This is a genomic window from Microcoleus sp. MON1_C1, assembly GCF_036701945.1.
GTDB lineage: Bacteria > Cyanobacteriota > Cyanobacteriia > Cyanobacteriales > Microcoleaceae > Microcoleus.
In genome coordinates this window covers 1,655-4,154 of the sequence record NZ_JAUBRO010000109.1, presented here as the reverse complement: position 1 = coordinate 4,154, position 2,500 = coordinate 1,655, and the positions used below count along the sequence as shown (strand labels likewise).

Genomic DNA, 2,500 nt, shown 5'->3' with positions numbered 1-2,500 from the left:
TCTAAACAGACTGCCGGTGACAAACCGGAGGAAGGTGGGGATGACGTCAAGTCAGCATGCCCCTTACGTCCTGGGCTACACACGTACTACAATGGTAGGGACAGAGGGCAGCCAACCCGCGAGGGCGAGCTAATCCCGTAAACCCTGCCTCAGTTCAGATTGCAGGCTGCAACTCGCCTGCATGAAGGCGGAATCGCTAGTAATCGCAGGTCAGCATACTGCGGTGAATCCGTTCCCGGGCCTTGTACACACCGCCCGTCACACCATGGAAGTTGGCCACGCCCGAAGTCATTACTCTAACCTTTCGAGGAGGAGGATGCCGAAGGCAGGGCTGATGACTGGGGTGAAGTCGTAACAAGGTAGCCGTACCGGAAGGTGTGGCTGGATCACCTCCTTTTAGGGAGACCATCTGATATTGGACCGAACCTAAACAATAGGTCAATATCAGTCATCCCTGGTCGTTCGAGGAATAGATGTCAAAGCTTTCAAACTATTAACTGGTTCAGAACTCGCGGGCTATTAGCTCAGTTGGTTAGAGCGCACCCCTGATAAGGGTGAGGTCCCTGGTTCAAATCCAGGATGGCCCACCTGGAAAAAAAGTGATGAATTGTAAGTAATGAGTAATGGATAATCAGTGATTAATTCAGGATTAATTCAGGACTCATACAATCAAAATCAGAACTTGCTTAGTGGGGGTATAGCTCAGTTGGTAGAGCGCCTGCCTTGCACGCAGGAAGTCAGCGGTTCGAGTCCGCTTACCTCCACTCTCACTAACTAGAACCAACAAAAAAAAACCAAAAGAAATAGAAATCAGCACCCAGACTAACCTGCTCAAAATCCAAAGAAGTCGGAATGCTGGAGTCTAGAACTCTAGTCAGAACCTTGAAAACTGCATAGAAATTAAGTCATCAAAGCGTGTCTATTATCCGATTGCTCGGAAGATATGACAAGCGACCACCATGAAAAAATCAAGTGGTCAAGTTACAAAGGGCTAACGGTGGATACCTAGGCACACAGAGGCGAAGAAGGACGTGGCGACCGACGATAAGCTCCGGGGAGCTGGAAGCAAGCATTGAGCCGGAGATGTCCGAATGGGGCAACCCAGTAAGCATCAGTTGAATACATAGACTGATAGCGGCGAACCCAGCGAATTGAAACATCTTAGTAGCTGGAGGAAGAGAAAGCAATAGCGATTTCCCAAGTAGTGGTGAGCGAACGGGAAACAGCCTAAACCAGAGGTTTTTACTTCTGGGGTCGTGGGACAGTCAATCAACGTATCTTCAAGCTAGACAAAGCAGTTGAAAGCTGCACCAGAGAAGGTGAAAGTCCTGTAGTCGAAAGTAGAAAAGAGCGTGACTGTATCCCGAGTAGCACGGGGCCCGTGAAATCCCGTGTGAATCAGCGAGGACCATCTCGTAAGGCTAAATACTACTGTGTGACCGATAGTGAACCAGTACCGCGAGGGAAAGGTGAAAAGAACCCCGGAAGGGGAGTGAAATAGAACATGAAACCGTTAGCTTACAAGCAGTGGGAGGACGATTTAACGTCTGACCGCGTGCCTGTTGAAGCATGAGCCGGCGAGTTATAGGCAGTGGCAGGTTAAGACCCTATGGGTTGCAGCCAAAGCGAAAGCGAGTTTGACAAGAGCGCCCGTGTGAAAGCACAGGTCACTGTTTATAGACCCGAACCCGGGTGATCTAACCATGTCCAGGATGAAGCTTGGGTAACACCAAGTGGAGGTCCGAACCGACTGATGTTGAAAAATCAGCGGATGAGGTGTGGTTAGGGGTGAAATGCCAATCGAACCCGGAGCTAGCTGGTTCTCCCCGAAATGTGTTGAGGCACAGCGGTCGAGATTAAGTTTAGGGGTAAAGCACTGTTTCGGTGCGGGCTGCGAGAGCGGTACCAAATCGAGGCAAACTCTGAATACTAAACTGGTACTCGGCCAGTCAGACGGTGGGGGATAAGCTTCATCGTCAAGAGGGAAACAGCCCAGACCACCAGCTAAGGTCCCAAAATGACTGCTAAGTGATAAAGGAGGTGGGAGTGCAGTGACAACCAGGAGGTTTGCCTAGAAGCAGCCACCCTTAAAAGAGTGCGTAATAGCTCACTGGTCTAGCGCTCCTGCGCCGAAAATGAACGGGGCTAAGCAGTCTACCGAAGCTGTGGAATAAATGATGTTAAAATCATGTATTGGTAGGGGAGCGTTCCGCAACGGTGTGAAGCACTAGCGACAAGCAGGTGTGGACTGTGCGGAAGTGAGAATGTCGGCTTGAGTAGCGCAAATGTAGGTGAGAATCCTACACCCCGAAACCCTAAGGGTTCCTCCGCCAGGCTCGTCCGCGGAGGGTGAGTCAGGTCCTAAGGCGAGGCAGAAGTGCGTAGTCGATGGATAACGGGTCAATATTCCCGTACCTGACATTGTTGGTGCAGAGGGACGGAGAAGGCAATCGCCAGCCGGATGTTGGTTACCGGTTCAAGTATTCGAGGTGTTGAGAGA

At 50.7% G+C, this 2,500-nt stretch carries 2 tRNA genes and 2 rRNA genes (2 of these 4 cut by a window edge); all 4 read left to right on the top strand.

Features of this window, described 5'->3' with window-relative positions:
* A 16S ribosomal RNA gene (locus QUA62_RS28790) occupies window positions 1-397 on the top strand; it begins 1,103 nt to the left of the window's first position.
* Window positions 398-513: 116 nt separating this feature from the next.
* Window positions 514-587, top strand: a tRNA-Ile gene (locus tag QUA62_RS28785).
* Between the two features lie 104 nt (window positions 588-691).
* Window positions 692-764 (top strand) — tRNA-Ala (locus tag QUA62_RS28780).
* A 210-nt stretch (window positions 765-974) separates the two neighbouring features.
* A 23S ribosomal RNA gene (locus QUA62_RS28775) occupies window positions 975-2,500 on the top strand; it runs 1,477 nt beyond the window's last position.
* Together the 16S and 23S rRNA genes with 2 tRNA genes alongside form the textbook arrangement of a ribosomal RNA operon.